Source organism: Jiangella muralis (assembly GCF_001270745.1).
In the GTDB taxonomy this organism is placed as follows: Bacteria; Actinomycetota; Actinomycetes; order Jiangellales; family Jiangellaceae; genus Jiangella; species Jiangella muralis.
On sequence record NZ_LFXL01000040.1, the window covers coordinates 27,182 to 51,408 of the forward strand.

Annotated in this window: 21 protein-coding genes; 14 read left to right on the top strand and 7 right to left on the bottom strand. The window is 74.4% G+C overall.

Going from position 1 to position 24,227, the window contains the following annotated elements; translation table 11 throughout:
• Window positions 1-376 precede the first annotated feature (376 nt).
• Entirely contained in the window at window positions 377-520 is a 144-nt protein-coding gene (locus tag ACW62_RS34415) for a hypothetical protein (protein WP_157575033.1), read from the top strand.
• 32 nt (window positions 521-552) lie between these two features.
• On the top strand, window positions 553-1,095 hold the full coding sequence (locus ACW62_RS27860; RefSeq protein ID WP_053207392.1) for a mismatch-specific DNA-glycosylase: 543 nt from the start codon (window positions 553-555) through the stop codon (window positions 1,093-1,095).
• Here ACW62_RS27860 and ACW62_RS27865 read toward each other — a convergent pair.
• A complete protein-coding gene (locus ACW62_RS27865) occupies window positions 1,088-1,705 on the bottom strand; it encodes a LysE family translocator (RefSeq protein ID WP_053207393.1) in 618 nt (205 codons plus the stop codon). The two genes, ACW62_RS27860 and ACW62_RS27865, sit on opposite strands and share 8 nt — an antisense overlap.
• A gap of 156 nt (window positions 1,706-1,861) precedes the next feature.
• Here ACW62_RS27865 and ACW62_RS27870 point away from each other — a divergent pair, with 156 nt between their 5' ends.
• The 4 genes from ACW62_RS27870 to ACW62_RS27885 are packed head-to-tail and all read left to right on the top strand — an operon-like array spanning window position 1,862 to window position 6,695.
• Window positions 1,862-4,876, top strand: coding sequence for an AfsR/SARP family transcriptional regulator (locus ACW62_RS27870; RefSeq protein WP_083460243.1), 3,015 nt, complete (start codon window positions 1,862-1,864; stop codon window positions 4,874-4,876).
• A gap of 13 nt (window positions 4,877-4,889) precedes the next feature.
• Window positions 4,890-5,891: an EamA family transporter gene (locus ACW62_RS27875; RefSeq protein WP_083460244.1), complete on the top strand. Its 1,002-nt coding sequence runs from the start codon at window positions 4,890-4,892 to the stop codon at window positions 5,889-5,891.
• Window positions 5,891-6,280, top strand: coding sequence for a hypothetical protein (locus ACW62_RS35450; protein WP_053207395.1), 390 nt, complete (start codon window positions 5,891-5,893; stop codon window positions 6,278-6,280). Before ACW62_RS27875 ends, ACW62_RS35450 begins: the two co-directional genes overlap by 1 nt.
• A gap of 19 nt (window positions 6,281-6,299) precedes the next feature.
• Window positions 6,300-6,695: an NUDIX hydrolase gene (locus ACW62_RS27885; protein ID WP_053207396.1), complete on the top strand. Its 396-nt coding sequence runs from the start codon at window positions 6,300-6,302 to the stop codon at window positions 6,693-6,695.
• Between the two features lie 8 nt (window positions 6,696-6,703).
• On the opposite strand, the gene ACW62_RS36305 is transcribed toward ACW62_RS27885, so the two are convergent.
• The 6 genes from ACW62_RS36305 to ACW62_RS27915 all read right to left on the bottom strand — a co-directional run bounded on the left by ACW62_RS36305 (window position 6,704) and on the right by ACW62_RS27915 (window position 13,986).
• A complete protein-coding gene (locus ACW62_RS36305; protein WP_276202979.1) occupies window positions 6,704-6,838 on the bottom strand; it encodes a hypothetical protein in 135 nt (44 codons plus the stop codon).
• A 64-nt stretch (window positions 6,839-6,902) separates the two neighbouring features.
• Window positions 6,903-8,051, bottom strand: coding sequence for an alanine racemase (locus ACW62_RS27895; RefSeq protein WP_205629654.1), 1,149 nt, complete (start codon window positions 8,049-8,051; stop codon window positions 6,903-6,905).
• Window positions 8,052-8,056: 5 nt separating this feature from the next.
• Window positions 8,057-8,899: a PIG-L deacetylase family protein gene (locus ACW62_RS27900; protein WP_053207399.1), complete on the bottom strand. Its 843-nt coding sequence runs from the start codon at window positions 8,897-8,899 to the stop codon at window positions 8,057-8,059.
• A 65-nt stretch (window positions 8,900-8,964) separates the two neighbouring features.
• Window positions 8,965-11,745 (bottom strand): FAD-binding and (Fe-S)-binding domain-containing protein, encoded by a 2,781-nt coding sequence (locus ACW62_RS27905; protein WP_053207400.1) that lies wholly within the window; start codon window positions 11,743-11,745, stop codon window positions 8,965-8,967.
• Window positions 11,742-12,761, bottom strand: coding sequence for an NAD(P)-dependent oxidoreductase (locus tag ACW62_RS27910; protein WP_053207401.1), 1,020 nt, complete (start codon window positions 12,759-12,761; stop codon window positions 11,742-11,744). Before ACW62_RS27910 ends, ACW62_RS27905 begins: the two co-directional genes overlap by 4 nt.
• A gap of 4 nt (window positions 12,762-12,765) precedes the next feature.
• Window positions 12,766-13,986 (bottom strand): mandelate racemase/muconate lactonizing enzyme family protein, encoded by a 1,221-nt coding sequence (locus ACW62_RS27915; protein ID WP_053207402.1) that lies wholly within the window; start codon window positions 13,984-13,986, stop codon window positions 12,766-12,768.
• A 169-nt stretch (window positions 13,987-14,155) separates the two neighbouring features.
• Between ACW62_RS27915 and ACW62_RS27920 the strand changes: the two genes are divergently transcribed.
• From ACW62_RS27920 to ACW62_RS27955, 8 genes are read left to right on the top strand one after another with little or no spacing between them, the layout of a single operon-like run.
• The gene (locus ACW62_RS27920; protein WP_053207403.1) at window positions 14,156-16,267 is read left to right on the top strand and encodes a carbohydrate binding domain-containing protein; all 2,112 of its coding nucleotides are present in this window, start codon (window positions 14,156-14,158) and stop codon (window positions 16,265-16,267) included.
• 10 nt (window positions 16,268-16,277) lie between these two features.
• Window positions 16,278-18,356, top strand: a complete 2,079-nt coding sequence (locus ACW62_RS27925) for a carbohydrate binding domain-containing protein (RefSeq protein WP_053207404.1) — start codon at window positions 16,278-16,280, stop codon at window positions 18,354-18,356.
• Between the two features lie 20 nt (window positions 18,357-18,376).
• Window positions 18,377-19,699, top strand: a complete 1,323-nt coding sequence (locus ACW62_RS27930; protein WP_053207405.1) for a prolyl oligopeptidase family serine peptidase — start codon at window positions 18,377-18,379, stop codon at window positions 19,697-19,699.
• Window positions 19,699-20,628 carry a dihydrodipicolinate synthase family protein gene (locus ACW62_RS27935; protein ID WP_053207406.1) on the top strand — a complete coding sequence of 310 codons (930 nt, stop codon included), beginning with the start codon at window positions 19,699-19,701 and terminating at the stop codon, window positions 20,626-20,628. The genes ACW62_RS27930 and ACW62_RS27935 overlap by 1 nt, the downstream gene beginning before the upstream one ends.
• The gene (locus ACW62_RS27940; RefSeq protein ID WP_053207407.1) at window positions 20,625-21,623 is read left to right on the top strand and encodes a C-terminal binding protein; all 999 of its coding nucleotides are present in this window, start codon (window positions 20,625-20,627) and stop codon (window positions 21,621-21,623) included. The genes ACW62_RS27935 and ACW62_RS27940 overlap by 4 nt, the downstream gene beginning before the upstream one ends.
• Window positions 21,620-22,849 (top strand): cytochrome P450, encoded by a 1,230-nt coding sequence (locus ACW62_RS27945; RefSeq protein ID WP_053207408.1) that lies wholly within the window; start codon window positions 21,620-21,622, stop codon window positions 22,847-22,849. Before ACW62_RS27940 ends, ACW62_RS27945 begins: the two co-directional genes overlap by 4 nt.
• Entirely contained in the window at window positions 22,846-23,040 is a 195-nt protein-coding gene (locus ACW62_RS27950) for a ferredoxin (protein ID WP_053207409.1), read from the top strand. The genes ACW62_RS27945 and ACW62_RS27950 overlap by 4 nt, the downstream gene beginning before the upstream one ends.
• Window positions 23,037-24,227: an NAD(P)/FAD-dependent oxidoreductase gene (locus ACW62_RS27955; RefSeq protein WP_157575034.1), complete on the top strand. Its 1,191-nt coding sequence runs from the start codon at window positions 23,037-23,039 to the stop codon at window positions 24,225-24,227. The genes ACW62_RS27950 and ACW62_RS27955 overlap by 4 nt, the downstream gene beginning before the upstream one ends.

Sequence of the window (24,227 nt, forward strand, 5' to 3'; positions counted from 1 at the left end):
CCTTGCAGACGGAATGTCTGACCAGCCACGTTGGGTGGCCCGGCCCGTTTCGGCGACGGGACATCGGCGCGGCCGGTGGCGGCGCCTTGCCGCCCCGGCGCAACGGTGCGGGATCGCTGCGTGATCGATGTGAGAACACTGTCGTGTCCGCGACAGTGATGCCGCGTCGTTTCAGCAGCGATCTCACACAGCGGGGTGGGGATCGTGCAGAGGGGACGCGCTGGTCACGGTTCCGCCCGTCTGCGTACCTCACTCCACCGGTTCGGTGGTCCGAGGCCAGCCTCGCTGGATGAGTGAGTCCGATTGCGGCGGCTTCCTACCGTGAGAACCATGGTCATGGCGCTATTTGTGTTGCCAGAGCAGCATCAGCAGCGCCATGATCATGGTTCTCACCGGCCGGGGCGCGCACCTCATCCAGCCCGACCGCAAGGACGAGCCGATCAGAGTGGGCCAACTGGCCCGGGGTCACCGGACCACCGACGCGCCCGTCAAACGCTCCCCGACCGCCTACGACCACTGACCACAGTGAGGAATCACTCCTAAGCTGCCCGGGTGGGGTTCACGCGGGCGGAGCTGGAGGCGTTCCGCGACGGCACGCTGCCCGACCTGCTCGGGCCGGATCTCAGGCTGCTGTTCGTGGGCATCAACCCGGGCCTCATGACGGTGGCCGTGCAGACGCACTTCGGCCGGCCGGGCAACCGGTTCTATCCGGCGCTGCTGCGGGCCGGCATCATCGACAGCCCGGACGACCTGACCCGCCGCGGCGTCGGCATCACCAACCTGGTCGCGCGGGCGACGGCGCGGGCGGACGAGCTGAGCGCCGCGGAACTGCGCGCCGGCGCCGTCGTCCTGGCGGCCAAGGTGGCCCGGCTGGCCCCGGCGGTGGTGGCGGTGCTCGGCATCACCGCGTACCGGACGGCGTTCGCGCGGCCGCGGGCGGTGGCCGGCCCGCAGCCGGACGGCCTCGGCGGCGCGCAGCTGTGGGTGCTGCCGAATCCGAGCGGCCTGAACGCGCACGAGACGCCGGACAGCCTGGCGGCCGCCTACCGCGCGGCTGCCGTCGCGGCCGGTCTCGACCTCGTCGCGGTCAGCTGACCGCGACGAACGTGCCGAGCCCGATCATCAGCGCCCCGCTGCCGGCCCGCTGGCGCACCTGCCAGCGCTCGCTCCGCTCGAGCCGGCCGTGCAACCGGCCGGCGGCGAGCGCCACCGTCACGTCGGCGGCCAGCACGATCACCACCACGATCAGCCCGAGCACCGCCAGGACCAGCGCCGGGTGCGCCCGCTCGGGGTGCACGAAGTGCGGCAGCAGCGCCATGAAGTACAGCGCCGTCTTCGGGTTCAGCGTCTCGACGACGACGCCCTGCGCCAGCGGGGACCGTGCGTACGGGTCGTCGCCGGCCACGATCCCGCCGCGTCGCCGCTGCCGGATCGCCTGCACGCCGAGCACCGCCAGGTAACCCGCGCCGACGTACTTCACCAGCGCGTACGTCGCGGGGCTGGCGGCCAGCAGCGCGGCCAGCCCGGCCGCCGCCGCGCACACGTGTACGACGGTGCCGATCGCATTGCCCAGCGCCGACTGCAGCCCCGGCCGCCGCCCGCCGTGCAGCGTCCGGGCGAGGACGTAGAGCATCGCCGGCCCCGGTGTCACCGCGAACACCACCGCGGTGCCCAGGAACACCATCCACTGATCCGCTGCCGGCACGATCGTCCTCCCGACGTCCCCCGTCGTGTCGGGTCCGATCCTGTGGTCACCCGGTTACGCCGCTCTTTCTCGCCACTTTCCTGCATCGCGAGATGGCGGCTGCTCAGCGGCAATGCAGTGCGATAAGGTCCCGGTCAATCGGAGGATGGGCGGTTCGTGCGTTTCGAGGTCTTGGGTCCACTGCGGGTGCGGTGCGAGTCCGGCCCCGTCGTCGTCTCCGGTCCGCTGCGCCAGGGCGTGCTGGCCCTGCTCCTCGCCCAGGCCGGCCGTCCGGTGCCCGCCGACGCTCTCGTCGACGCGCTCTGGGGCGACGAGGCCGGCGTCGGCGGCTCGAAGCTGCAACTGCACGTGCACAAGCTGCGCCGCCTGCTCGACACCCCGGACCGCCTGACCCACGACGCGGGGGCGTACCGGCTGCGGGTCGGGGCGGGGGAACTCGACGCCGAGTCGTTCGCGTCGACGGTGGCCGAGGCGGAGGCGGCCGGCCCGGACCGCGCGGCGGACCTGCTCGGCGAGGCTTTGGCCCTCTGGCGGGGCGACCCCTACCAGGGCCTCGACCTGCCCGCGCTGGCCGCGGAGGTCCAGCGGCTGACCGAACTGCGGCTGGTCGCGCAGGAGCGGCTGGCGGCGGCGGAGCTGGCCCGCGGCCGCAGCAGCGCCGCCGTCGCCCAGCTCACCGGCCTCGTCGGCGCACACCCGCTGCGCGAACGGGCGCACGCGCTGCTCATGACCGCTCTCTGGGCCGGCGGACGCCAGGCCGACGCGCTCGCCGTCTACCGTGACGTCCGCCGGGCCCTGGTCGACGAGCTCGGCCTGGAGCCCGGGACCGAGCTGCGCGACCTCGAGCGGCGGATCCTCGCCGGCGAGGCGTGCCCGGCGCCGTCGTCGAAGCGGTCCGAGGCGCGGGCGCCGGCCGAGCTGCCACCCGGCGCCGGCAGGTTCGTGGGCCGCGACGCCGAGTTCGCCGTGCTGTCCCGGCTCGCCGACCGCACGGACGGTGCGGCGCGAGTCGCGGCCATCACCGGCACCGCCGGGGTCGGCAAGACGGCGCTGGCGATCCGCTGGGGGCGGCTGGCCGCCGACCGGTTCCCCGACGGTCAGGTGTACGTCGACCTGCGCGGCTACGGGCCCGGCCCGCCGGTGGCGGTCGACGACGCGCTTGCGCGGCTGCTGCGCGCCCTGGGCGTCGACGGTCCGGGCATCGCGGCCGACCCGGACGAGCGGGCCGCGCAGTTCCGCACCCTCGTCGACGGCAAACGGCTGCTGCTGGTGCTCGACAACGCGCAGGCGGCCGAGCACGTCCGGCCCATCCTGCCCGGATCGGCCTCCTGCTTCGTGCTGGTCACCAGCCGCGACGCGCTCAGCGGGCTGGCCGCTCGGGACGACGCGCACCGCATCGACCTGAATCGCCTGACCGAGACCGAGGCCGCCCGGCTCATGGCCGAGCTGCTGGGCGAGCCGCCCGGCGACGACGTCGGCCGCATCGTCCAGCGCTGCGCCGGGCTGCCGCTGGCCCTGCGGATCGCGGCTGAGCGGATCCGCGAACGCAGGGGCGGTGACCTCGCCGACCTCGCCGCCGGGCTCGCCGACGAGCAGGACCGGCTGGACCTGCTGGAGGTCGGCGACGACCCGCAGGCCTCGGTGCGTTCGGTGTTCTCCTGGTCGTACCGCGCGCTGGCCCCGGACGTCGCCCGCACCTTCCGGCTGAGCGGGCTGCATCCAGGCAGCGACTTCGACGCGCTCACCGCCTGCGCGCTGACCGGCGACGACGACCCGCGTGCCACCCGGCGCCGGCTCGACGCCCTGGTCCGGGCCCGGCTCGTCGACGAGATCGGCGGGCGGTACCAGCTGCACGACCTGCTCCGGGCCTATGCCGCCGAGCTGGCGCAGGCCGAGGACGGTGCGGACGCGTGCGCCGCCGCGTTCGCCCGGCTGGCCGGCTTCTACGTGCACGCCTCGGCACTTGCCATGGCCGCGATGTTCCCGGGCGACGCCGCGTCGCCGGCCCTGCCGGCCGGGCCCGCCGTCCTGCCGCGGGTCGACGACTACGAGGGCGCGATGCGCTGGCTCGACGCCGAGTGGCTGGTGCTGCTGGCGGTCGGCGACCAGGCTCCCGGCCGTGGCCTGCCCCAGTGCACGATCGATCTGTCGGGGGTGCTCTGGCGCTATCTCGACCTCCGCGCGCATTTCCCTGAAGCGCGGTCGCTGCACGGCCGCGCCGTGGCCGCCGCCCGGCGGGCGGCCGATCGCCGCGGCGAGGGCTGGGCGCTGAGCGGACTGGGCCTGACCGCCTTGCGGACCCGCGACCCCGAGGCCGGCCCACTGCTCCGGGCGGCGCTCGCCGTGCACGAGGACCACGGCGACAGCCGCGGCGCGGCCATGACGTTGAACTACCTGGCCGCCGTCGACTTCATCGGCGGTCGCACGGACGACGCGATCGGCCTGCTCAGGCGGGCCATCGCGCTCTACGACGCATTGGGGGACGAGGCGCTCGTCGCCCGGCCGCTGAACAATCTCGGCGGCTTCTACCGCGCCGCGGGCCGGTACGACGAGGCGATCGGGTGTCTCGAACGAGCCCTCGACATCGCGGAGCGCTGCGGCGACCGGCCCTCCGTCCCGCACATCCTGCTCGAGCTGGTCACGCTGTCGCGGGTGACGGAACGCCTCGACGAGGCGCTGGAATATGCGCACCGGGCGCTGCGAGCGACCCGCGAGACCGGCGTCGCCCGGCTGGAGGGCGTCGCGCTGGCCGACGTCGGCCTGGCCTACGGCGGGCTCGGCGATCGTGATCGCGCCTTCGAGTTCCACCGCCAGGCGCTGCGGGTCGCCGAACGGGTGGGGGTGCCCGAGCTCTGGGCCGAGATCCTGATCGCGGTGGGCCGGACCCACCGGTTGTTCGGCGAGCACGACGCCTCGGCCGGCCCCTTCGAGGAGGCCCTCGCCCGATTCGACCACCCCTCCGCCTCCATCACGGGCGCGGCGCTGCAGGAGCTCGGGGAGGTCCACGCAATCCGCGGTGACGAGTCCCGGGCGCTCGACCACTGGCGCCGCGCCGCCGAGGTCTTCGAGCGGCTGAACCGGCCGGAGGCGCGGGAGGTGCGCGCGCGGATCGCCGAGCTGGGCGGCGGATCACCTGGTGAGAACGTACTTGAGGAGCAAACGGGTAGTTGACTACTGTCGCCGGATGAGTCGTCCGAACCCGGCACGCGGCGTCACCTACGTCGTCCTCGCCGCGGTGTTCTTCTCCGTCAACGCGTCGATGTCGAAGGTCGCGCTGGAGGCGGGGCTGGACCCGTCGGTGCTGGCGGCGTTGCGCTCGACCGGCGCCGCGCTGATCCTGCTGGTGGCGGTTGTCGCCATCGCGCCCGGGCGGCTGCGCATCGGGCTGCGTGAGCTGCCGTTCCTGGTGGTGCTCGGGGTGGCCGGCGGGGCACTGGTGCAGTGGCTGTACTTCACCGCGATCGACCGGCTGCCGGTGGGCATCGCGCTGCTGCTGGAGTTCACCGCCCCGGCGATGGTCGCGCTGTTCAGCTGGGCGGTGCTGCGGCAGCGGATCCGGCGGCAGACCTGGCTGGGCATCGGCGTCGCGCTGATCGGGCTGGCGCTGGTCGCGCAGGTGTGGACCGACATCGGGCTGGACGCCGTCGGCGTGCTGGCCGGGTTCGGCGCGGCGGCCTGCCTGGCCAGCTACTACCTGGTCGGCTCACGGATGTCCGGGAACCGTGACTCGCTGTCGCTGACGTTCTGGATGTTCGCGTTCGCGGCGCTGTTCTGGGCGGTCGCGCAGCCGTGGTGGACGGTCGACCTCGCGCCGCTGGGCCGCGAGACGTCGCTGCTGGGCACGTTCGACACGGTGTCGGTGCCGGCGTGGTCGACGGTGCTGTGGATCGTCCTGTTCGGGACGATCGTCGCGTACGGGCTGAACCTCGCGGCGCTGCGGCACATCTCGCCGACCGCGTGCGGCGTCATCGGCATGTCCGAGCCGGTCGGCTCCGCCGTCGTGGCGTGGGTGTGGCTCGAGCAGAGCCTGTCCGCCGCCCAGGTCGTCGGGGGACTGGTGGTGCTGGCCGGCATCGGCCTGGCCGAGTTCGGCGGGCCGGGGACGCCGCCGGATGCGTCGCCGGAGGCCGGGACGGCGGACGGCCTCGCGCCGATGTCGCCCGAGGCCGCCGCGGCGCCGCACTGATGGCGGCCGGGGCCACCGAGGAGCGGGTCGACGCGGCCCGCCCGGCGCGCGGCGCGGCCGTCTCGGCGGGCGTGATGGCGCTGCTCGTCCCGGTGCACGCCTTCCTGGTGGCGGTCGCGACGCTGGCGGCCGGGCGGTACGACTCCAGCGGGCAGGGTGGGCCGTTCCGCAGCTGCACGGCCGACTCCGTCGCGTGCGACGGCCCGCACTACGGGATGATCGCGGTCGCCGCCGCCGTGCTCGTCGGCATCGCGTGGGTGATCGCCGGGCTCGGCGTGCGGACCGGCCGCTACCCGCGCCGGCGGCGGGCCCGGGCCTGGCTGACGGCGCTCAACGTGGCGGTCGCGGTCGCGGCGTCGGCGGCGTTCTGGCTGCTGCAGCGGGGCTGACGGACGGTACGGTGGGGCCGTGCTCTCGCCTCACTTCGTCGTCGCGGCGGTGTGCTTCCTCGACGCGGAGTCGCGGGTGCTGACCGTCCGCAAGCGCGACACCCACGCCTTCATGCTGCCCGGCGGCAAGCTCGAGCCCGGCGAGGACGCCGCGGCGGCCGCCCTGCGCGAGGTCGACGAGGAGATCGGCGTCGCGCTGCGGCCGGCCGACCTCACCGAACTGGGCGTCTGGACCGCACCCGCCGCCAACGAGCCCGGCGCGTCGGTCACCGCGACGGTGTACACCGCCACGCTGCCGGCCCCGCCCGTCGCGGCCCGCGAGATCGCCGAGCTGCGCTGGCTGCACCCGGCCGGCGGAGCCGCGGTGGCGCCACTACTCCGCGACCACGTCTTCCCGGCGCTGCTCACCGGCTGACCGGCGGTTCAGACCCGATCGTCACGGTCGAGCAGGTCGGTGCTCGTGACACCTGGCGGCAGGACGAGGCGGGCGGCCGGGCGCCTGTACGGCAGCCGTGGCCCGTGGAGGGCATCGACCTCGTCGGGCGGTTCCGTGGTCATGCCGGCATGATCGCACGGGCGGCCGGTCGTCGTCAGTTCGTGCCGGCCGCCCACGCGCCGATCGTCAGAACCAGGTCTCGACGACGTCGGTGACGATGGCGTCGGAGCTGGTCAAGGCGATATCCCGCCACTTGTCGAAGGTCGTGCAGGGGTGCGAGATGCCGAGCTGGACGCGGTCGCCGACGGCGAGGGTGGTACCGGCTGGTACCGCCACGAACGCGTGCTGGTCGTTCAGCGCGGTGACTTCGGCGCCGTCCAGCGGCCGGGTCTCGCGCGCGCCCCGCGGCAGGACGGCCAGCGGGATCGGCAGCCCCTGGTCGAACGAGGCGTCGCGGCGGCCGACGTCGAGGAAGGCGCGGCCGGGCTCGGGCGCCGACACGACCGTGCCCCAGACGGTGAGCGCGGCCCGCAGCCGGACCGGCGCGTCCGGGCCGTCCAGCGGCGAGTTGCGGTGGAACATGCCGGAGTCGTGCGTGACGTAACAGCCGCTGCGCAGGATCACCCGCCCGCCGCCGCCCAGCACGTCCGTCACGACGTCGTAGAACATGCTGCCGCCCGCCGACAGGACCACCTCGCCGTCCACATCGGAGGCGACCGAGGCGCCGGCGGCCCGCAGTGTCTCCAGGTACCCGCGCACGGCGGCCATCGACGGCGGCGTGCGGTCGCCCGCCACCGATCCCTCGTATCCCGCGACGCCGGTGAGCCGGACGTTCGGCGACCGCCCGATCGCGGACCGGACGGCGTCGCGGTCACCCGTACCGCGAGTGCCGGTGCGCCCGCCCGCCGACCCGACCTCCAGCAGCACGTCCGCGACGGCGCCCGCCGGGGCGAACGCCTCCTGCAGGACCTCCACCCCGTCCACCGAGTCGACCCAGCAGCGGAACCCGAACCCACCCGCCACCTCGCGCGCCACCCAGGCCGCCTCGCCGGGCTGCACCAGCTCGTTGGCCAGCTGCACCGCGGGCACGCCGTGCGCCCGCATGACCCGCACCTGGGCCGGCGTCGCCGCGGTGATGCCGGTCGCGCCGGCCGCCAGCTGGCGGGCGAACAGCGCCGGCGCCATGGTCGTCTTGCCGTGCGGCTGCAGCTCGGCGCCGCGCTCGCGGCACCACGCCGCCATGGTGGTGAGGTTGTGCTCCAGTGCGGCGTCGTCGAGGACGGCGAGCGGGGTGGGCAGGTCGTGGACGGACCGGCCGATGATCGAAGGCGTCACGGGCGTCACCGTACCGGGTAGGTGCCCCGCAGGTTCACCGAGGAGTAGGCGATGTGCCTGGTCAGCGGGTCGGTCGCCAGCGCGGCCGCGGTGACCGGCAGGTGCTGGTGGGTCTCGTTGTAGAGGCGGACGAACGCCTCGGCGAAGTTCACCCCGGCGGCCCGGCCGGCCTCGCCGTTGTAGGACTCCACCAGCTTGCGGGCGAACACGCCGTGGTAGCCCTGGCTGACGAACTGGTCCATCGCCGCCAGCTTCGTCCCGACGACGTCGGTGATGTCGACGTAGCAGTCGTTGCGCACCCCGTTCAGGCTGAGCGCGTCCAGGTTGTACACCGGCAGCCCGGTGAGGAACACCTGCCGCACCGGCACCTCGTCGCGGCCGTCGAGGTTGCGCAGGTAGGTGCCGGCGCGGGCGAGCGCGGCCAGCGCCATGCCGGTCGCGACCGAGTGCGCGTCGAAGTACGCCGGGCTGCGCGGGTGGTCGGCGATGACGATCTCCGGCTGCTCGGCGGCGAGGTGCTGGGCGATCTCCTCGACGACGTCCTCGTGGACGGTCGCGTAGGTGTCCTCGTGGTCAAGCGTGATCACCCGGTCGATGCCGATGATCTTGGCCGCGCGGTCCAGCTCGTCCTTCTTGTTCGCGACGATGGCGTCGAGGTCCGCGGCCGCGACGGCGTCGTCCGGGGCGTCCTTGCGCCACTCCTCGGCGTACTTGTTCGCGTGGATGCGCCCGCCGTGGCTGAGGATCAGCGCGACCACCTCGTCACCGCGCTGCGCGTGCTGGGCCAGGGTGCCGCCGCAGTTGGTGATGGTGTCGGCGGGGTGGGCATAGATCGTCATGATCTTCATGGGTGTCTCCGGGTTCCGGGAGGGCGAGCGCCTGTCACGGAGCACACCCGGAACCGCATTCCATGTCAAGTGTCGAGGAGCTCGGCCAGGTGGACGCCGCGCCGGCCGGCCAGCTGCTCGGCCTGGGTGCGGCAGGAGAACCCGTCCGCGAGCAGCACGGCGCCGGGCGCGGCCCGCAGCGCCGGCAGCAGCCCGTTCTCGGCGACCGCGACCGAGACGTCGTAGTGCCCGGCCTCCATGCCGAAGTTGCCGGCCAGGCCGCAGCAGCCGGCGATCGTGGTGACGTCGGCACCGGCCCGGCGCAGCACGCGCAGGTCGGCGTCGTAGCCCGCGGTGGCGTGCTGGTGGCAGTGCGGCTGAGCGACGACGGCAGTGCCGGCCAGGTCCGGTGGAGCCCAGTCGCCGGCGTCGTCGAGCAACTCGGCCAGCGTGCGGGTGGCGGCGGCGACGGTGCGCGCGCGGGGGTCGTCGCCGAGCAGTTCGACCAGGTCCGACCGCAGCACGGCGGTGCACGACGGCTCCAGCCCGACGATCGGCGTACCGGCCCGGGCGTGCGGCTCGAACGCCGCCAGCAGCCGGCGCAGCCGCGCCTTCGCGTGGTCCAGCTGGCCGGTGCTGATCCAGGTGAGCGCGCAGCACACCTCGCCCGCGGAGACGGTGACGGCGTACCCGGCCGCGGTGAGCAGGCGGACGGCGGCCCGGGCGGCGCCGGGGGAGTACGCGTCGGTGAACGAGTCGACCCAGAGCAGCACGGGCCCGCGTCGCGCCGACTGCGCCGGTGCGAGCCGGTTCCGGCGCCACCACCGGCGGAACGGTTCTCGCGCGAACCGGGGCACGTCGCGGCGCGGGTCCAGGCCGCCCAGCCGCAGCAGTGCACGTCGCAGCGGCCGGATCGCCAGCACCGCGTTGACCGCACGCGGCGCCAGCCCGGCCAGCCGCGCCCACGACGGCAGCCGGCCGAGCAGGTAGTGCCGTGCCGGCCGGAGCCGGCCGCGGTAGGCGCGGTACAGCAGCTCGGACTTGTAGGTCGCCATGTCGACGCCGGTGGGGCAGTCCGAGCCGCAGGCCTTGCAGGACAGGCACAGGTCCAGCGCGTCGTGCACCTCCGCCGCCCGCCAGCCGCCGTCCACCAGCGTGCCGTTGGCCAGCTCCTGCAGGACCCGGGCCCGGCCCCGCGTGGAGTCCTTCTCGTCGCGGGTGGCGAGGTAGGACGGGCACATGAAGCCGCCCGCCGCCGACGTGTCCGCCCGGCACTTCCCGACGCCGACGCAACGGTGCACGGCGGTGGTGAGGTCGCCGTCGTCCGCGGCGAACCGGAACCCGCCGTCGGCGGGCAGCGGCCGGGCCGCGGGGCGGCGCAGCTGCGCGTCCACCGGCGCGGGCCGCACCACGACACCGGGGTTCAGCAGGTCGTGCGGGTCGAACAGGCCCTTGAACCGCTCGAACAGCGCGATCGCGGCCGGCGAGTACATCAGCGGCAGCAGCTCGCCGCGGGCCCGGCCGTCGCCGTGCTCACCCGACAACGAGCCGCCGTGCGACGCGACCAGCCGGGCCGCGTCGACGAGGAACGGCCGCAACCGCCCCGGCGCGCCGGCCAGCGGGAGGTCCAGCCGCACGTGCACGCAGCCGTCGCCGAAGTGCCCGAACAGCAGGCCGTCCAGCCCGTGCTGCGCGAGCAGGTCGTCGAAGTCGCGCAGGTAGGCGCCGAGCCGCTCCGGCGGGACGGCGGCGTCCTCCCAGCCCGGCCAGGCCGGGGCGCCGGCCGGCGTGCGCCCGGCCAGCCCGGCGCCGTCCTCGCGGATCCGCCACAGCGCGGCCGCCTCCGGTCCCGCGCCCACGACGCGGCTCGCGAGCGCCCCCGCACCGGCCGCGACGCTGCGGGCGGCGGCCAGCGCCGCGGCCTGGTCCTCGCCGCCGACCTCGACCAGCAGCCAGCCGGCCCCGGCCGGCAGCTCCGGCACCCGGCCGCGGTGCCGCCGCACGACGTCGACCAGCCGCCGGTCCAGGCCCTCGACGGCGAGCGGCCGGTGCGCCAGCAGCGACGGGACGGCGTCGGCGGCGGCCGCCATGGTGGGGTACCCGAGCACCGCCAGCGCCCGTGCCGGCGCGACCGGCACCAGCCGCACCCGCGCGCCCAGCAGCAGCCCGCAGGTCCCCTCGGTCCCGGTCAGCGCCTTGGCGAGGTCGCCGCCGCGCTCGGGCAGCAGGTGCTGCAGGCCGTACCCGGAGACCTGGCGGCCGAACCGGCCCAGCTCGGTGCGCAGCACGGCGAGCTCCGAGCCGACCAGGTCGGCCAGCCCCGGCACCGGGTCCAGGCCGCGACCGGCGGTGAACCGCCGCCCGGCGCCGTCCAGCCAGTCCAGCTCCACGACGTTGTCAGCGGTGCTGCCGTGGGCGACGGCGCGCGGCCCGCACGCGTTGTTCCCGATCATCCCGCCGACCGTGCAGCGCGCCTGGGTGGACGGGTCGGGCCCGAACCGCAGGCCGTACGGCGCGGCCGTCGCCTGCAGGTGCGCCAGGACGACGCCCGGCTGCACCTGCGCCGTCGCGCCGTCCGGGTCGACCTCCAGCACCCGGTTCAGGTGCCGGGAGAAGTCCACGACGATGCCCGCCCCGATCGCGTTGCCGGCCACCGACGTGCCACCGCCACGCGCCGTCAGCGCGACCCCGGTCTGCCGGGCCACCTCCGCCGCGGCGAGGACGTCGTCGACGTGGCGCGGGAACACCACGGCGCGCGGCACCACCCGGTAGTTCGAGGCGTCCGACGAGTACTCCGCGCGGCGCCGGTTCGACGCGTCGACACCGCCCGGCACGGCGCGTTCCAGGAGGTGGACGAGGTCGGTCACCGCCGTCCCAGTTCGAGGTCCGCCGGGTCGATCAGGTTGAGCAGCGGCTCGCCCGCGAGGTGACGGGCCAGGTTGCGGTGGAACAGCTCCCACAGCCGGGGCAGGAAGTACGTGCTGCCGGTGGAGCCGGAGACGTGCGGGGTGACGACGGTGTTGTCGAGGTCCCACGTCGGGTCGTCCGGCTGCAGTGGCGAACGGTAGTGGGTGTCGAGGGCCGCACCGGCGATCCCGCCCGATGCCAGCGCGTCGCGCAGCGCCCGCTCGTCCACCACGTGCGCCCGGGCCGGGTTGAGCAGCACCGCGTGCGACGGCAGCGCCGCCAGCGCCGCGGCGTCGACCAGCCCGCGGGTCGACGACGTCGACGGCGTCGCGACGACCAGGTAGTCGAGGCCGGCGTAGAAGTCGGCGCTGTGGTCGAAGCCGAACGCGCGGTCCGGCTCCGGCCAGTCCGACGCCGCCCGGTCCAGCGGGTCGAACCGGCCCGTGCGCGGTCCCGGTGCGGAGCGGGTCAGCGTCCAGATCTCCAGCCCGGCCGCCCGCGCCAGCCGGGCCGCCTCCTGGCCGACGTTGCCGTACCCGACGAAGCCCACCCGCCCGCCGCGCAGCTCCGCCTGGAACGCGGCCGCCCGGTTCCAGCGCCGGGCCCGCTGGTCGGCCAGCATGGCCGGGAGCCGCCGCCGGAGGGTGAGCATCATCAGCAGGCACCACTCGGCGATCGGGATGTCGTTGACCCCGCTGGCGTTGGTGACGGCGACGTCCGGGCTCAGCGGCGTGCCGGCCAGCTGGGCGTAGCCGGCCGACCCGAGCTGCAGCCAGCGCAGCGCCGCCAGGTCCTCGACGCCGGCGGGGACGTGGTCGGCGAACAGGACGGTCGCGGTGCGGGCCAGCGGGCCGGGCAGCCGGTCGCCCGGGCCGTACGGTGCGATGACGTCGACGCGCGCCGCGCCCACGAGGTCGCGCACCCGGCGCAGGCCGTCGTCGTCGACCGGCTGGGCCACCACGAGGTGCTCGGTCACCGGCTCAGCTCCGCAGCTGCTTGCCGGGGACGCTGGAGAACTCCTCCATGCCGGGCCGGAACGGGAAGCGCGCCTTGACGTCGTCGCTGAGGTCGACGCCCAGCCCGGGCGCCTGCGGCGGCAGCACGTGGCCGTCCTCGATGACCAGGTTGTCGCCCCAGAGCAGCGTGTGCAGCTCACCGGCGTCCGGCGGGATCTCGACGATCAGGGCCGACGGCGACGCGAACGCCGCGTGCACGTTCTGCATGACGCCCACACCGGCGCTCCAGGCGTGCGAGGCGACGCTCGCCCCGCGCTCGGCGGCGAGCCGGCCGACGTCGACGAACTCGGACAGCCCGAGCCAGGACGCGTCCGGCTGCGCCACCGCGAACGCATCGCGGACCAGCCAGAGCCGGAACTCGTCGTAGCTGCTCAGCTGCTCGCCGCCGGCCACCGGGATGGGCGACACCCGGGTCAGCTCGGCGTACTCGTCCGGGTCGCGGTACGCGAGTGGCTCCTCGAAGAACGTCAGGTCGTAGGGTTCGAGCGCGGTGAGCACGGCCGTCGCGGTCGCGAGGTCCCAGCGGGCGGTGCCGTCGCGGTGGCCCATGTGACCGTCGAGCATGATGGCGACGTCCTTGCCGGCGTGGGCGCGCAGCAGCTCCAGCTTCTCCACCTCGACCTGCGCCGCGCCCTCGGGGCCGCCCGGCGCCGGGACGGGGCGCCGCTCGGCCATGTCGAGGTAGCCGGAGGCGACCTTCACCGCGGTGAAGCCGAGCTCGAGGTACCGGTCGACCTTGCGGGTGAGCTGGTCGGGCGGCCACGGCGACGGCCCGCCGGTGGCGTAGGCGGGCAGCCGGTCGTAGCGGGCGCCGCCGAGCAGCTGGTGCACCGGGACGCCCTCGGCCTTCCCGGCGAGGTCCCACAGCGCCGCCTCGACGCCGGAGATGACCGCCGCGCCGACGCCCACCCGGGCGAAGTAGGCCAGGCTCTGCCGCATGCGGGCGGTGAGCGCGCGCGGATCGAGGGTCTCGGCGGCGAGCAGGATCGGGCGGACGTAGTCGACCACCGGGCCGATCAGCTCGGGCGCGAAGTAGCCCGCGTACGTCTCGCCCACGCCCGTCAGCCCGGCATCGGTGCGCAGCTCGACGAACCCGGCCGTGCGGGTGCGCTTGGCGAAGGTGATCCACGGATCGTTGCTCGACGGCCCGGTGAGCAGGACCGGGCTGACCTCGGTGATGCGCATGCCGCCATCAGATATGGAATCCGGTGCCATGTCAAGGTCGGAATCAGCCGCCCGCTGACCGCCGTCGGCGCTGTCGAGCGGCACGGCCACCCTTGACATGGAATCAGCTTCCATGAATTCTCATGCCCACCTTTCCGCGATGTCCGGTTCGACGAACAGGAGACAGTCGATGGACGAGATCAGGTTCTCCCGGCGCGCAGGGCTGGCCGGGGCGGTGGCGGGCGGTCTCACCCTGGCCGGCGCCGGGACCCTCACCGGTACGGCCGCGTCGGCGACAGAGGTGCACTGGACCGACGACCTGGACGAACTGACGCTCTTCGCGTTCGACCAGGTGTCCATCCCGTCGGTGCAGAACCTCAAGCTGGAGATGCGCGACCCCGTCAAGCATCCGGCCAACCCGGTCGTCCCGCGCGGCGAGGCCGGTGCGCCGGACTCCTGGGCGGTGCAGTTCTACGGCTCGGTCATCAAGGTCGGCGACGTGTACCGCATGTGGTACTGCGCCGTCAGCGCGGAGGAGCGCGCGGAGCACACCGGCGGCAGCACGTCCGCGCTGTGGCGGGTGGCGTACGCCGAGAGCACCGACGGCGTCACCTGGACCAAGCCCGACCTCGGCCTGGTCGAGTTCCGCGGCAGCACGCACAACAACCTGGTCCGGATGGACCCGCCGATCGGCGTGCTCAACCTCAAGGTCCTGTACGAGCCCGACGACGACCCGAGCCGCCGCTACAAGATGGGCTGCCACGTCTACTGGCAGAACAAGGGCAACCGGCACGGGACGCTCGCGGTCTACGCCAGCCCGGACGGCCTGACGTGGACGTCGCTCACCGACATCGCGCCGGTCGAGGCCGAGATGGTGCCCGACGAGCTGCTGCTGCCGGCCTTCCACGCCGAGCCGGTCGGCGGGCTCTACAACTGGAAGGGCACCTACTACGCCAGCGGCCAGAACGGCATCGGCGCGGTGCGGCCGATCCACGGCCGGGCCGGGCGCACCTGGGAGTCCGGCGACTTCACGACCTGGCAGCAGACCAGCACGCTGACCTGGATCCGGCACCAGCAGCACACGCTCCTCGGTCCCGGCCGCAGCCTCGACGGCGAGCAGCAGCACGAGGGCGTCAGCGTGTGGAACCGCGGCAACGTCCTGCTCGGCGTGGTCGGCCGCTGGCACGGCGACATGAGCTGGCAGAACGTCACCATCGACCTCGGCTTCCTGGTCAGCAACGACGGCATGGCATTCCGCGAGCCGGCGCACGAGTGGACGTTCATCCCGCGTGGCGGCGACGGCGCACCGGCCGAGCTCGTCGCGAACGCGTCATTCGAGACGCTCGACGGCGACGGCTGGCCGACACCGTGGACGCTCGACGCCAACCGCGGCCAGACCGCGGCCGCGAGCACCGGCCGGGCCCGCACCGGCAGCACCAGCCTGCGGGTCGAGAACGTCGCCGGGACGTCCATCGGCGTGCGTACGCCCAAGCTGCCGGCCGCCGAGGGCGTCGAGTACACCGCGTCGATGTGGGCGCTCACCGAGTCCGGCACCCCCGCCCAGCTGTACGTGGACTTCTACGACGACGGCGGCCGGCGGCTGGCGAACCACTTCGTCCAGCCCGAGCCGTCCGCCGACTGGGCCGAGGTGACGCTGAGCGCCACCGCGCCGGCCGGCACCGCCACCCTCGACGTCATGATCTACGGCTCCACGGCGGCGGTCGGGGTCTCCTTCCACGACGACGTCGCCGTCAGCCGGCCCGGCGCCGGCGAGGGCGAGCCCGAGTGGGACCGCGGCGGCGTCATCCAGGGCCAGGGCTTCGAGAACGTTGGCGACGAGACGTTCGTCTACTACGGCGCCTGGGACCCGCGGGTGAACATCCCCGGCGTCCCGCTGCCGCCGCGCGGCGGCGTCGGCATCGCCGTGCTGCCGAAGGACCGGTTCGGCGACCTCACGGTCGACCTGCGCGGCGAGGGATCCGGCGACTACCAGATTCCCGAGGTCACCAGCGAGTTCATCACCGCGACGATCGTGCTGGGCGCGCGGCACCGGCGGCCGAAGTTCCACGTCAACGCCGAGGGCCTGGGCGACGGCGCGACGCTGCGGTTCGAGCTGCTGGAGCACGACTTCACCCCGATCCCCGGCTACTCCGGCGCCGACGCGGCGGTCGTGGCCACCGACGGGTTCCGCGCGCCGCTCTCCTGGGGACGCGGCCGGCTCCCGGAGAAGGTCCGCATCCGCGGCTTCTTCGACGGCGAGCAGAACACCTCCATCAAGCTCAGCGCGATCTACGTCGACTGAGGGGGCCGGGATGGAGTCCGTGCGATTCACCCGGCGGGCCGGGCTCGCCGGTGCCGCGGCCGGCGGCCTCGCGCTGGCCGGCGTCCGGTCCGCCGGCGCCGCCGAGGTGGCGGCCACGTCCGTGCCGAGCGGCGAGATCACGATCTTCGCGTTCGACCAGGTGTCCATTCCGTTCGTGCAGAACCTGAAGGTGGAGCTGCGCACGCCGTCGAAGCACCCGGCCAACCCGGTCGTCCCGCGCGGCGGGCCGGGCGAGCCCGACTCGTGGGCCGCGCAGTTCTACGGCTCGGTGATCAAGATCGGCAGCACCTACCGCATGTGGTACACGGCGGTGGGCGACGAGCGGGACGAGTTCGGCGGCCGGCCCGAGTGGTGGAAGGTCGCCTACGCCGAGAGCACCGACGGCGTCACCTGGACGAAGCCGGACCTCGGGCTGGTGACCTACCGCGGCAGCACCGCCAACAACCTGGTGCGCATGACCCCCGGCGTCGGGGTGCAGAACGTCAAGGTCCTCTACGAGCCCGACGACCCCGATCCGGACCTGCGCTACAAGCTGGCGGCGCACGTCTACTGGGACAACCGGGGCAACAACCACGGCACGCTGGCGCTGTTCGGCAGCCCGGACGGCCTCGACTGGACGTCGCTGACCGGCATCACCCCGGTGGACTTCACGCTCGAGCCGGGCGACCTGGTGCTGCCGGCGCTGCACGCCGAACCGGTCGGCGGCCTGTACACGTGGGAGGGGAACTACCACCTGTCCGGGCAGAACGGGAACCCGTCGGTGCGGCCGTACCACGGGCGCGTGGGCCGCGGCTGGATCTCCGGCGACTTCGTCACCTGGTCGCAGACGAACGTCATGAGCTTCGCCCGCACCGAGCAGCACACGCTGCTCGGCGCCGGGCGGAGCCTCGAGGGTGAGCAGCAGCACGAGGGCATCAGCGTCTGGAACCGGGGCAACGTGCTGATCGGCACCGTCGGCCGCTGGCACGGCGCCGCCGACTGGGACGACGTCAGCATCGACCTCGGCTTCGTCATCAGCAACGACGGCGTGAACTTCCGCGAGCCGGCGCACGAGGTCACCTTCCTGGAGCGCGGCGGGCTGGCCCCGCCGGTCACGGTCGGCAACCCGTCGTTCGAGGACCTCGCCGGTGGCTGGCCGGTGGGGTGGACCCTGGACCCGCCGCCGCGTGGCCAGACCGCGTCGAGCAGCACCGCGCAGACGCACACCGGCGCCCGGAGCCTGCGGGTGCAGAACGTCGCCGGGACGCCCATCGGCGTGCGCTCGGCGCGGCTGCCGGCCCAGCCCGGCGTGCCGTACACGGCGTCGATGTGGGTGCTGACCGAGAGCGGCACCCCGTCGCAGCTGTACCTGGAGTTCTTCAACGCCGCCGGCACCCGGATCGGCTCGCAGTTCGTCCAGCCGGCCGCGGGCGGGACCTGGCAGCAGGTCTCGGTGACCGCGACGGCGCCGCCCGGGACGCAGACCCTCGACGTCATGGTCTGGGGCACGACGGCCGCGGCCGGGGTGTCCTACCACGACGACATCACCGTGGTGCCGGTCGACTGGGACGCCGGCGGCCTGCTGCAGGGCCAGGGGTTCGAGCACGTCGGCGACGAGACGTTCGTCTACTACGGCGCCTGGGACCCGCGCACCAGCGACGACCCGGAGCCGCGCGCCGGGCGGGGCGGCGTCGGCATCGCCGTGCTGCCGAAGGACCGGTTCGGCGACCTCGTGGTCGACCTGCGCGCCAAGGGGTCCGGGGACTACCAGCTGCCCGAGATCACCAGCGAGTTCCTGACCGCGCCGATCGACATCGGCAGCCAGGCCGCGGCGCCGGACGCGTTCGTCAACGTCGAGGGGCTCGGCCCGGACGCGACCCTGCGGCTGGAGGTGCTCGACGACAATCTCACGCCGTTGGCCGGCTACTCGGGGACGGACACCGCGGTGGTCGCGACCGACGGGTTCCGCACGCCGGTCACGTGGCCGGGGACGGCGGCGCCGCCGGAGCGGATCCGGATCCGCGGCGTCTTCGCCGGCACCGCGAACACGACCATCAAGCTCAGCGCGATCTACCTCGTCCTGCCGTGACCAGTGAAGGAGAACCGACGATGACCAGTTTCTCCCGGCGCACGGTGCTCAAAGGCACGGCGGCGTCGTTCGTGACAGTCGGTGCGGCCGGAGCCCTGGCCGCACCCGCCCGGGCGGCGGCGCCGTCGTCATACTCGATCGTCCACGGGACCACGCCGGGCGGCGTGCCGTACGGCCTGTGGGGCACCATCCCGTCGTCGCCCGCGCCCACGCTGGTCATCCTGTCCCTGACGATCGAGCAGGCGCTCACCACCAGCCACCTGCAGGCCGGGGCGATCCTGGTCGAGCCGCCGGCGAACTATCTCTGCGTGTCCATCGACCCGCCCTGTCACGGCACCCACCTGTATCCGGGCCGGTCGGAAGGGCTGCCGGGCTGGGCTGAGTTGGCGGCGGACGAGCACGACTTCGTCGCCGACTTCAACGCCAGGATGTCCGAGGTGCTCGACCACCTCATCGACGAGGACCTGGTCGACCCGGACCGCATCGCCGTCGCCGGGACCTCCCGCGGCGGCTTCCTGGCGCTGCGGTACGCCGCCTTCGACCCGCGGGTGGCCTGCGGCGTGGGGTACGCCCCGGTGACGGACCTGCGCCAGCTGCGGGAGTTCGAGATCGCCGCGTCGGTGCCGTTCGTCGACGAGCTGAGCCTGGGCGCGCACGTCGCACCGCTCACCGGGCGGCCGGTCTTCATCGTCATCGGCGACCGGGACGTCCGGGTCGGCACCGACGCCGCGATCGACGTCGCCCGGGCGCTGAGCGCGGCCGCGGTGACCGGGCTCCCCGTGGCCGACGTCGTGAACCCGTCGTTCGAGGACCTCGTCGGCGGCTGGCCGCAGCCGTGGACTCTGGACCCGCTGCCCAAGACGCAGACCGCCGGTCCCAGCACGGCGCAGGCGCACACCGGGACCCGCAGCCTGCGGGTCGAGAACGCGAGCGGCACCGCGGTCGGGGTGCGCACGCCACGGCTGCCGGCCGAGCCCGGCTCGCAGTACACCGCGACCAGCTGGGTGTACACCGAGTCCGGCGCGCCCGCCACGATGTTCCTGGAGTTCTTCAACGCGGCCGGCTCCCGCATCGCCAACCAGTTCGTCGCGCCGGCGGCCAGCAGTACCTGGGAAGAGACCTCCGTCAGCGCGGTCGCGCCGACCGGCACGGCCACGATGGACGTGCTGATCTACGGCGCCGTCGCCGCGGCGGGCGTCTCGTACCACGACGACGTCACCCTGGCGCGCAGCGTGCCGAGCGAGGTGGCGCTGCACGTGCTCTCCGAGCCGCGCGGGCACACGACGCCCGTCGGTGCCGCCGAACTGTCCGCCACCTGGATCGACGGGATCGTGACCGCCTGATGACCGACCCCGCGCGCGGCCCGCGCACCGTCCTCGCCGCCTGCTGCGTGCCGTGGGACGCCACCGGCGCCCTGGTGGAGCCGCTGTTCCGCGACAGCATCGCCGACCTGGCGGCGCACGGGCTGCGCGACCTGTACGTCTTCGGCACGGCCGGCGAGGGCTACGCGGTCGACGAGCAGCGGTTCGACCGGGTCGTGGACGTGTTCGCCGACGAGGCGCGGCGGCACGGCGTCGACCCGATGGTCGGGCTGATCAGCCCGTCGCTGCCGACGGTGATCGGCCGGATCGAGCGGTGCGTCGCCCGCGGGATCCGGTCGTTCCAGCTGTCGCTGCCGTCCTGGGGCGCGCTCAACGACGCCGAGCTGGCCGCGTTCTTCGCCGCGACCTGCGGACGCTTCCCGGAGGCGGCGTTCCTGCACTACAACCTGGGCCGGTCCGGCCGGATGCTCACCCCCGACGACTACGCGACGCTGGCCGCCGAGCACCCGAACCTGGTGGCCGTCAAGCACACCCGGGCCGACTACGCGACCGTGCACGGCCTGTTCGCCCGGGCGCCGCAGCTGCGGCACTTCTTCACCGAGGCCACGTACAGCTACGCGAGCCTGGTGGGCCCGGCCGGCTTCCTGGTGTCGATCGCGTCGGTGCGTCCCAGTCTGGCCCGCGCCTACTTCGACGCCGGCGTCGCCCGCGACGCCACAGCGCTGATGGCGACCTGCGCCGAACTGCTCGACCTGAGCGCCGAGCTGCGCCGGGCGGTCGGGCCGGGCCCGCACATGGACGGCGCGTTCGACAAGATCTTCGCCAAGGTGCGCGACCCGCGGTTCCCGCTCGCGCTGCTGCCGCCCTACCAGGGCGCCTCCGACGACGCCTACGAGGCGTTCCTGGCCGCGCTGCGTGACCGCCACCCCGGCTGGCTGGAGGCGGCATGACGGCGCCGGCGACCATCGCGGTGTGGGCGGCGGCCTCGCCATTCCTGCCCGCCACCACCCGCACCCTCGACGAGGAGGCGGCGCCGTACCTGCTGCTGCCCGAGGCACTCGACGCCGCCGCCCTCGCCCGCGCCGCCGCGGCCGAGGCGCTGGTCGTCGGCGGCGACTGGGTCACGGCCGAGCTGCTCGGGTCGCTACCGCGGTTGCGCCTGGTCGTCCGAGGCGGCGTGGGGTTCGACAAGATCGACCTGCCGGCCGCGACCCGGCTCGGGATCATGGTCACCAACGTCGTCGACTACGGGACGAACGAGGTGGCCGACCACACGATGCTGCTGATGCTGGCCGCCATCCGCAGGCTCGGCCACTTCACCGCCGAGGCGCATGGGGGCTGGCGGGCCGTCCGGCACATCCCGGTCCCCCGGGTGCACGGCCGGCGGCTCGGCATCATCGGGCTCGGCCGCATCGGCACCGCCGTGGCGCAGCGGGCCCGGGGGTTCGGCCTGGAGGTCGTCGCCCACGACCCGCTGATCGGCCCGGACGCCGTCGCCCGGCGCGGCGCGACCGCGGTCACCCTGGACGAGCTGCTGGCGACCAGCGACGTGATCAGCCTGCACACGCCGCTCACGCCGGAGACCTACCACCTCCTCGACCGCGCGGCCTTCGCCCGCATGCGACGGACGCCGGTGATCGTCAACACCGCCCGCGGCGGCCTGGTGGACACCCGGGCGCTGGTCGACGCGCTGGCCGCCGGGCTGGCCGGCGCCGCCGGGCTGGACGTCCTCGAGGGCGAGCCCGACGTCGCGGCGCACCGGTCGCTGCTCGGCCGCGACGACGTCGTCGTCACCCCCCATGTCGCCTGGTACTCCCAGGGCTCCGAGGAACAGCTCGGTCGCACCGCGGCGCGGCTGGCCCTCGACTTCGTCCGCCACGGCAGCCGGCCGCGGCTGCTCAACCCGGACGTCGCCGTCCGATCGATCGATGAGGTGACACCGTGACCGACCTGTCCGACGCACTGCCCGCCTTTCCGATGACGCGGCCGACGCCGTTCGACCCTCCACCCGGCTACGCCGCCGTGCGCGACGCCGGCGGGCTGGCCCGGGTGCGGCTGTGGGACGGCCGCACCGCGTGGCTGGTCACGAACTACGAGCAGGTGCGCTCGCTGCTCGGCGACCCGCGGATCAGCGTGGACCGCCGTCGTGAGGGGTTCCCGTTCCCGACGCCCGGACGGGAGGCGCTGGAGCGATCCGGCAAGACGACGTTCGTCGGCATGGACCCGCCCGACCACACCCGGCTGCGCCGCGTCTTCACCAAGTACTTCGCGGTCAAGCGGATCGAGGCGCTCCGTCCCGTGGTCCAGCGGATCGTCGACGATCTCGTCACCGACCTCCTCGCCGCCGGGCCGCCGGCCGACTTCGTCGCCGCGCTGGCCGGCGAGGTGCCGGCCCGGACCATCTGCCACGTCCTGGGCATGCCGCTGGCCGACCGGGCGCGGTTCCAGGCTCTCGACCACGAACGGAACACCCTCACCACGTCGCCCGAGAACGTGATCCGGGCGACGAACGAGATGCTCGCCTACGCCGACGAGCTGATCACCCGGAAGCAGCGGGAGCCGGCCGACGACCTGGTCAGCAGGCTGGTGGCCGACCAGCTCGGCGGCGACACGATCAGCCGGGAGGAGCTGGTCGCGGCGGTGCGGCTGCTCATCACCGCGGGCCACGAGACGACGACGAACATGATCGGGCTCGGCATCGCGACGCTGCTGCGCCATCCCGAGCAGCTGCGCGAGCTGCGGGCCGACCCGTCGCTGGTGCCGGCGGCCGTGGAGGAGCTGCTGCGCTACATCAGCATCTTCCACATCTCGCCCACCCGTGTGGTCGTCGAGCCGATCGACATCGCCGGACAGCGGCTCGAGGCCGGCGATGGGGGGATCGCCGCGGTCGCCGGCGCCAACCGCGACGACGCCGCGTTCCCGGACGCCGCGACGTTCGACCTCCATCGCGAGGCCCGGCACCACGTCGCCTTCGGCTACGGGGTGCACCAGTGCCTCGGCCAGCCGCTGGCCCGGGTCGAGCTGCAGACCGTCGTCGAGACGCTGGGCCGGCGCATCCCGTCGCTGCGGTTCGCCGGCGACCCGGATGCGCTGGAGATCAGGGAATACGCCTTCCTGAGCCTGGCGGCACTGCCGCTCACCTGGGACGCGGCCGAAGGGGAGGGCCGATGAGGATCGTCGTGGAGATCGACCAGTGCGTCGGCGGCGGGCAGTGCGTCATGGCCGCACCGGACGTGTTCGACCAGGACGACGACGGGCTGGTGGTCGTGCTGGACGGCGACCCGGCGCCCGGGCTGGCCGACGACATCCGGCTGGCGGCCCGGCTCTGCCCCGCCCGGGCGATCGTCGTGGATGACACGTGACCACCGCGGTCCGCCGCGTGGTCGTCGTCGGCGCCGGCGCCGCCGGGCTGACCGCCGCGGAGTCGCTGCGGGCCGACGGGTTCGACGGCGACCTCACGCTGGTCGGCGCGGAAGCGCACCCACCCTACGACCGGCCGCCGCTGTCGAAGCAGCTCCTGGCCGGCACGTGGGAGCCGGCCCGGCTCGAGCTGCTGGCCGGGCACCGGTACGACGAGCTGCGGATCACTCGCCGGCTGGGCGCGCCGGCGACCGCGGCCGACCTGGCCCGCCGGACGGTGCGGGTGAACGGCGACGAACTGCCGTACGACGCGCTGCTGATCGCCACCGGCGTCCGGCCCCGGACGCTGCCGGGCGCCGCCCGGCTGCGCGGCGTCCACGTCCTGCGGACCATCGACGACGCCGCCGCGTTCCAGGCCGCCGCGCTGGCGGCCGGCCGGGTGGTCGTCGTCGGGGCCGGTTTCCTCGGCGCCGAGGTGGCGGCGACGCTGCGCGGGCTGGGCGTCGCGGTCACGCTGGTCGACCCGCGGCCCGGCCCGCTGGTGCGCCAGCTCGGCCCGGCCGTGTCGGGGCTCGTCGCGGACCTGCACGCCGAGCACGGCGTGGACCTGCGGACGGGCATCACGGTCGAGGGTCTGACCAGCGACGACGGCCGCGTCACCGGTGTCAGGCTGGGCGACGGGACCGTGCTGGCCACGAGCTGCGTGCTGGTGGCCGTCGGCTGCCTGCCGGTGACCGACTGGCTGGCCGGCAGCGGGCTGGACCTCGCCGACGGCGTGAGCTGCGACGCGTCGTGCCGGGCGGCCCCCGGCGTGTTCGCCGCCGGCGACGTCGCCCGGTGGTTCCACCCGGAACTGGGCGAGAGCATCCGGGTCGAGCACCGCACCAACGCCACCGAGCAGGCGATGGCAGCGGCGCGGGGAGTGCTCGGCGGCGACGAGCCGTACCGGCCGGTCCCGTACTTCTGGAGCGACCAGTACGACACCAAGATCCAGGCGTACGGGCGCTTGGCCGGGGCGGACCGGTTCGCCGTGGCCAGCGGCTCGCCGGAGGAGCGGCGGTTCGTCGCCCTCTACGGGCGTGGCGAGCGCGTGACCGGCGTGCTCGGCTGGCGCTCGCCGCGCGAGCTGCTGCGGGCCAGGGCGCTGGTGGCCGAGGCCGTGCCCTGGCGTGACGCGGCCCCGGCCTGA

What these genes read in the sequence shown, in the direction of transcription:
- ACW62_RS27935 (WP_053207406.1), top strand. Translation starts at nt 19,699, where the DNA reads ATGACCGACCCCGCGCGCGGCCCGCGCACCGTCCTCGCCGCCTGCTGC.
- ACW62_RS27915 (WP_053207402.1), bottom strand. Translation starts at nt 13,986, where the DNA reads ATGCGCATCACCGAGGTCAGCCCGGTCCTGCTCACCGGGCCGTCGAGC.
- ACW62_RS27950 (WP_053207409.1), top strand. Translation starts at nt 22,846, where the DNA reads ATGAGGATCGTCGTGGAGATCGACCAGTGCGTCGGCGGCGGGCAGTGC.
- ACW62_RS27940 (WP_053207407.1), top strand. Translation starts at nt 20,625, where the DNA reads ATGACGGCGCCGGCGACCATCGCGGTGTGGGCGGCGGCCTCGCCATTC.
- ACW62_RS27875 (WP_083460244.1), top strand. Translation starts at nt 4,890, where the DNA reads ATGAGTCGTCCGAACCCGGCACGCGGCGTCACCTACGTCGTCCTCGCC.
- ACW62_RS34415 (WP_157575033.1), top strand. Translation starts at nt 377, where the DNA reads ATGATCATGGTTCTCACCGGCCGGGGCGCGCACCTCATCCAGCCCGAC.
- ACW62_RS27930 (WP_053207405.1), top strand. Translation starts at nt 18,377, where the DNA reads ATGACCAGTTTCTCCCGGCGCACGGTGCTCAAAGGCACGGCGGCGTCG.
- ACW62_RS27900 (WP_053207399.1), bottom strand. Translation starts at nt 8,899, where the DNA reads ATGAAGATCATGACGATCTATGCCCACCCCGCCGACACCATCACCAAC.
- ACW62_RS35450 (WP_053207395.1), top strand. Translation starts at nt 5,891, where the DNA reads ATGGCGGCCGGGGCCACCGAGGAGCGGGTCGACGCGGCCCGCCCGGCG.
- ACW62_RS27920 (WP_053207403.1), top strand. Translation starts at nt 14,156, where the DNA reads ATGGACGAGATCAGGTTCTCCCGGCGCGCAGGGCTGGCCGGGGCGGTG.
- ACW62_RS27925 (WP_053207404.1), top strand. Translation starts at nt 16,278, where the DNA reads ATGGAGTCCGTGCGATTCACCCGGCGGGCCGGGCTCGCCGGTGCCGCG.
- ACW62_RS36305 (WP_276202979.1), bottom strand. Translation starts at nt 6,838, where the DNA reads ATGACCACGGAACCGCCCGACGAGGTCGATGCCCTCCACGGGCCACGG.